The 5,815-nt window shown below is 53.5% G+C and carries 5 protein-coding genes; all 5 read right to left on the bottom strand.

Going from position 1 to position 5,815, the window contains the following annotated elements:
* Nucleotides 1–789, bottom strand: a 789-nt coding sequence (locus ABYP33_RS16875) for a P22 phage major capsid protein family protein (protein ID WP_373092317.1), incomplete at its 3' end; no start/stop codon positions are given.
* A gap of 14 nt (nucleotides 790–803) precedes the next feature.
* The gene (locus ABYP33_RS16870; protein WP_373092316.1) at nucleotides 804–1,796 is read right to left on the bottom strand and encodes a hypothetical protein; all 993 of its coding nucleotides are present in this window, start codon (nucleotides 1,794–1,796) and stop codon (nucleotides 804–806) included.
* A 122-nt stretch (nucleotides 1,797–1,918) separates the two neighbouring features.
* Nucleotides 1,919–4,027, bottom strand: a complete 2,109-nt coding sequence (locus ABYP33_RS16865) for a portal protein (RefSeq protein WP_373092318.1) — start codon at nucleotides 4,025–4,027, stop codon at nucleotides 1,919–1,921.
* Between the two features lie 5 nt (nucleotides 4,028–4,032).
* A complete protein-coding gene (locus ABYP33_RS16860; RefSeq protein WP_373092315.1) occupies nucleotides 4,033–5,478 on the bottom strand; it encodes a PBSX family phage terminase large subunit in 1,446 nt (481 codons plus the stop codon).
* Nucleotides 5,453–5,764, bottom strand: coding sequence for a hypothetical protein (locus ABYP33_RS16855; protein WP_373092313.1), 312 nt, complete (start codon nucleotides 5,762–5,764; stop codon nucleotides 5,453–5,455). The genes ABYP33_RS16860 and ABYP33_RS16855 overlap by 26 nt, the downstream gene beginning before the upstream one ends.
* Between the last annotated feature and the right edge of the window lie 51 nt (nucleotides 5,765–5,815).

The following is a 5,815-nucleotide window of genomic DNA, read 5'->3' as shown; positions in this document are numbered from 1 at the left end:
GTCGCCTACGTTGTAGCCAGAGCTATCCGAAACCGGAATAGAGGCGTAACGGTAGTCAACGTTGGTTACAACACCAGTTGCAGTGTTAACGCTGCCGCCTTCAGGGGCGAAAGACTGAGCACCAGTTACAGTTGCAGCCGGGTCAGCACCGCCAGGGAGGTTAGGTAGGAATGAACCCACATAAACATCAAACTCTGCAACGTTGCCAGCGATTTGACCTTTACCCCATACATCTTCGGGGCGGCCTTGGACAGTCTGGCGACCGGCCAAGTCTTTAGCGAAGGTCAGGTTATCGCGGTCATTCAGCAGAAAGCAGCGCTGAGTGTGCTTGCCTTGACGCTCATTCATCAGGGCTTGGCCCTCACCAATGAAGTCGTAGCCGCTGGTTGCGTTAGAGCGATAGAACATAGTGCCTTGGGTGGTCATGGTCGAAGCAATCTGCTTGTTCAGCTCAGTTGCTTGTTGACGGCCAGACTCACGGCCACGGCGCTCCCAGAAACGGGTGTCCCGCAAGTCATCGGCGCGCTGCTGAACGAAATCGTTCTTCGGAGTGCCGAGGATAGAGGGATAAGTTTCCTCGATGATCTCTTGTTCCTGACCCGCAACAGACCAGCCAGAGATAATCGGAGCGTGTTGATCGACAGGACGCCAAACCACATTGCCCGCGTTCTGCATATCAGCGGGGTCAGGTTTAAAGAAGTCCACTTTGTCCAGCATCATTTCCTGATGCTCGAATGTGTCAAGGGCGTTCTCGAACAGCACCTCAACGATTTTGCCAGTAGTAGCCATTTCAGCTTACCTCGTTACCATTTGGATACATCAATTCCCTTCTGCCGTGCCTCGCGCCGGATGTTGAAACGGGATTGAAGGTCTGATTCACGCTGATACTTTCGTCGCAGCCTATCCTCGTCGCTTCCACCACCGCTACCACCCGTTGCTCGTGCCGCAGGCTTCGGGGCGTTAGTCACACGTTTTACGGGGCGGGTAATTTCAGCCTTCAGCTCACCGAGATATATTAACGCTGCAATGCCGTTCGGGTCTTTCAGTAGCTTCGCTTTCAGCTGCTCGCGCTTCTCAGTGCTTCGGCCTAATGCGTAGATTACCTTCTCTGACCCTTCGCCCATATTAGCGATAAGGCTGTCGGTTATCACATCGCCGGAGTCTGGGAATACGGATTCTACTGCCTGCCGTACCGCCAAATCAGCGCTGTGATATACGCTATCGTCAATACCATGCTCAGCGGTTAGCTTAGCCGCCCGCTCATAGTGGCTTTCGACTGCACTTTCTAACGCCTGTTGGGCGCGAGTCTTGCTCTCCTTCGCTTCCTGTGACTTTGCCACGTTTTGAAGCTGTGAAAGCATCCACTCGTTAACTGCGGCCTGATACTTAGAATCGTCGTAGTCGTAGTCTTCCAGTTTGGGCATGGGCTTAGCCTCTGCCTTTGCCGGTTGACTGCCGCCCTTCTTCAGACTCTCAATTTCAGCCCTTAGCTGTGCAATCTCATCGTCACGCTTTTCGATCTTAGCCTTCAGCTTACGCTTCGCAGCCGCTACATCAGAATCGGTAAAGCGCTTACCACTATCGTCGGATGCCTGTTCATCCTCAATCTGCCATGCTTCAAGTTCGCTCTCCTCTGCCTCGCTATCATCCTCTTCGGATTCTTGCTCAACTTCGGGTTGCTCTTCTTCAGCCTCTAACTCGGTTTCTTCCTCTTCGGTTTCAACCTCAACCGCTTTGGTTTCTTCCTCGTCTTGTGCAGCGTTTTGAGCCTTTAGCTCTTCCAGGGACATTGCCATCGTGTTTTCACCTCGTCGATGTACGAGTAACAAGCCTAGCTAGTACCGGCTAGTTCGGTTTGCGTTTAACCTGTGCGCCTCAGTCAAAAATGAGTATATCACTGTTTCTGTATTGGAAACAATCACGGAGCGGGCTGATTCACAGTGGCCCGCAACCGATCAATCTGGCTATTCTGAACCTTAAGCCCCGCCTCTATCTGTTTGGCAAACCCATCAATCCGGCTGCGCTCAATGTCAGCCTGCGCCTTTTGGGCGTTTATCTGGGCAGTCATGCGGCCAGTCTCAGCCTCAAACGCATCAATCTGTGTCTTGGCGTTCTCGTTCTGTGCGTCAACTGCATCCTTCTGCGCCTCGCGCTGTTCGCGTATCAGTGCGGCTTGGCCTTTCATCATCTCGCCTTGGGCCAACAGCATATTGGCATCGGGCTGTTGCTGTTGTTGCGCATTCTGCAACATTGCCGCCTCTTCCTCAGTCTCAGGCTCTTTGAATCCGCCCAATATCAACTGGCGACGCGCATAATCACGCACATGCTCAAGGTTCACACCCTCTGTGATCTCCAGCAGGGTAAGCATCATGACGTTTTTGGCGGGGTCGCCATCCGGCAACGCTTCCATCATGCCCTGCAATCGGTCGCGGGTCTGCTCTTTCTGGCTGGCGTAGCTCGGGCCTATCTCTGCGTATACCTCAACCTCAAGGTTGGTCAGGTCATTGAGTACAACAGGCTCGCCGGTTTCGTTGTCTATCACCACGCGCATCAACTGGGCGGGCTTGCTTGTGCCGTCCGGAGTCTCGAGCATCACTTGCCGTGGTGCGTCGTATACCTCGCCCGCCATCGAGGCGAATATCTCGGCATCCCGGCGCTTGGCAAACTTCAGGTTGTCTTGATAGACGTATGCCTGTTGGTCGATGCGGTTTTGCAGTGCCAGTACTGCCTTGCCCGAAAGGTCAGGGTCAGCAATATCCTGGGGCAATCCGGGATTCGCAACGTCTTCAACCGCTTGGCGCGTCAGCTCAATGCTTGCGGCCAATGCTTGCGGCATGGGCTGCTCGGGCATCTCGCCAACAGGGCCAATAGGCAGAGGCTGCCCGGATGCGTCGAAACGGTTCTGCAATAGATACGGGTAATTGTTGTCCGGCCCGTTCTCCTCATACATGAACTCGAAGCCGTTGATCTGCTCCGGGTGGAATATAGGTTTACGACGGGGGGAGCGGGAAACAATATCAGCGAGGTAGGACATTTGGAAGTTGCGCAGCCGCTGTGGGTCTTTGGCAAGGCGGACAATACCTTCCCAATGCTCTTGACCCTCGATAATGGCGCGCTCGCCGTAGACGGGAACAACGGGGATATGCTCACCGGCAATAACCTCGCCCTCTTCGCCGTTCAGTATTTCCTCGCCGTCAACAATGTACTTGCGGACTTCCCAGCGCTCTATCTTCTTCTCGGCTATGATCTCGTGACCAGTGGATAGCAGCTCATCCATCACGTCTTCAAGTTGAGACTCGCGCAGGATGATCTCTTCGCCAAATGGGTCTGATAGCGTGAGAACCTTATCCTTCACTAGCTGGCGACGGTAGATAGTGGCTACATGTACAGTATCCTTCCCGTCAAACCATTTGAAGGTGTATGAATCCTCCGGGCTGCTGAAACTGCCCGCCACCGACTCGGGGCGCTCTCCGGTTAGCTCCTCGACTAAATCCTTGTACCCCTCATGGGTGTAAGCCTTTAGGATGGTGCAGCGCTTAGCGTCTGACTTATCCATTGCCTTGGCGCTAGCATCCCAGAATACAGTGTTGTTCGCCTCGGGGATGAACTCGCGCTTGATGACTTGGTTGCGGTCGCCAACCTGATTGGTGGCGTACTCTGTGTAAAGCTCCCATGCGCCATAACCGCAGACAACAGAGTCCTGAACGGCCATGTTGTAGGCTTCTTGACTTGTCAGCTTGCGGTCACAGGCTCGATACAGCCCGTCCAGCGCTTCAGCGTCATCTAGGCGGCTTTCATCCTTGGGCTTGAAGTCTGGCTGAACGGGGTTGGCCCGAAGGTCTGAGAGTATCTGCCTACCGGCCTTGCGCAGTATGTCGAACTGCCCTCGATACTGGAGAGGGGAATTGGCCAGCAATTCGTCATCCCATTGGGTTATCCAGTAGAACACCAGATCATCGGCTGCCGATTCTCGGGTGGTCTGGTTGGCTGTATAGTCCCGGTCGAAGTCTTCCTTCAGCCGCTTCATATCCATTAGCGTCTCCCCATTGGGCGCAGAGGTCTGGGAATTTTGGGCGCGGCCTGAATTAGCTGATGGTCAGGCATTAGCATCATGACAGAATCCGCCAGGTTGGGGCTGGCTATCTTGAACTTGGTCAGCATTACATCTTTGGTATACAACTCAAAGCGCCCTGTTGAACTGGGTTTCACGGGAATCCGGCACACCTCAGAGCGCAGTTTGCGCAAGCATGAGATGGACGAATCAAAGCTAATCAACTCGTCCGGATTCTGGTACTCTCCATATTCTACAGCACGAAACGTCTTAGCGCATCTATCTCTTAATTTCAAGTAGTACTGCGCTCTTTTATTTCGGACTACCTCTTCCCATGTTTTACCCTGAATGATGGTCTGCCCCGGCGCTGGCTCATATAGCGCTTCGGGGTGATCGGGCGACTCAGACCCTTTGAAAGGCGCTAAAACAGTGGGTTTTCCTTGGAATGCACGACTCACATCACGCGATAAACCGATGCCCAAGCCGTCACAATCCCACCTGAAGGCGTCAACACCATGATTGATGGCTAGGCCACATGCCCAGTCGCCACCCTCTGCCATATTTCCGGTCGTTTTCTCTTGCACATCGGTTATAACGATGCCATGACGCACCGCAAAGCCTTTGGAGTCACTGCCCTCATCTGATGGGTCGTGTGCTGCGATCTTAGCCCCAAGCGGCTTGATGCCTAGCTTCTTGTGGGCGTCAACACACGCATCAAACCATTCCGGCATAATCAAGGCGTGTTCTACGGTATCGTTAAACTTGCCCTCCCATATCCAGTCGTACTTGGCCCTAGATAGGTTCTCGTAGTCCCACTTGCGCAGTCTTTCCTGCTCCTCGTTCCACCACGGGTTATCACGCCAGTTGACCACAACGATATAGTGAAGCTCATCCTCGTAAACGCCGTGGCGGTCAAGCTCATCAATGTATGGGACTATGAACCGCTGGCTGAAAGGGTCTTCACTTGATTGCGGGTTAGCCTCAAACCAGCACTGTGCTCCGGGCTTCCGCAGGATGGTAGGCAGCAGCTTATCTATGGATTCTTGGCTAGCTGTGTGGGCCTCGGAGAATATCGACAGACGGTAATCTTCCGCGCCTTGGATGCTGTTGGGGTTGCGAGTCGCACCCTTGTAGGCTGTCTGTGCACCGTTCGGCGCTATGACTCGGTTTTGCTGTATGTCCCATCCTGGTAGTTGTAGCCGCTCCTTAACTGAGCGCTCTAGCGTCCTGTGGATAGAGTCAGCGATAGAGTCAAGGTATTCGCGGAGACAGTAAACATCAATAGCCTCTGTTTCCATTCGAAACACGGCCATATCTGACACGCCAATAGATTTACCGCTACCCCTGCCGCCTACAGCAACCTTAATTGGCTGCGGCTTGGTTAGAAATGGGAGTAGCTTGTCATTGACTGTTAGCGTCCGGTTCAACCTTGTCCACCGGCTTTACTGGTTGAATTGTCCAGTTTACATTGAGATTCGCCCGGAGCGGCCCGCCGTCTTCGCCAGTTACCGCAACCTCTTGCGCTGGCCGTCCATCCAACCTGTTGGCGATCTCTTGAACTGCCCATTGTTCGCCCTCGATTGCCTTCTCAACCAGTGTGTTAGCAATTAGCGGAAGTCGGTCAATGCCGTCCGCTTTCAATGCTTTACGTAGTGCATCCTTGAATGCTTTGCCCTTGGATGCGTTACTGTTACCTTTCGGAGCACCTGCCATTGATTCAATCCGTAACCTATTGTGTTACTTACCGTAACCTTTTCGCTTCTT

Source organism: Zhongshania sp. (assembly GCF_041584495.1).
Taxonomy (GTDB): domain Bacteria; phylum Pseudomonadota; class Gammaproteobacteria; order Pseudomonadales; family Spongiibacteraceae; genus Spongiibacter.
Note: the sequence above shows the minus strand (reverse complement) of the source record. Positions and strands in the feature narration are given on the sequence as shown.

Excerpts from the sequence above, each read along its gene's own strand:
- ABYP33_RS16865 (WP_373092318.1), bottom strand. The coding sequence starts at position 4,027 with ATGAAGCGGCTGAAGGAAGACTTCGACCGGGACTATACAGCCAACCAG.
- ABYP33_RS16870 (WP_373092316.1), bottom strand. The coding sequence starts at position 1,796 with ATGGCAATGTCCCTGGAAGAGCTAAAGGCTCAAAACGCTGCACAAGAC.
- ABYP33_RS16855 (WP_373092313.1), bottom strand. The coding sequence starts at position 5,764 with ATGGCAGGTGCTCCGAAAGGTAACAGTAACGCATCCAAGGGCAAAGCA.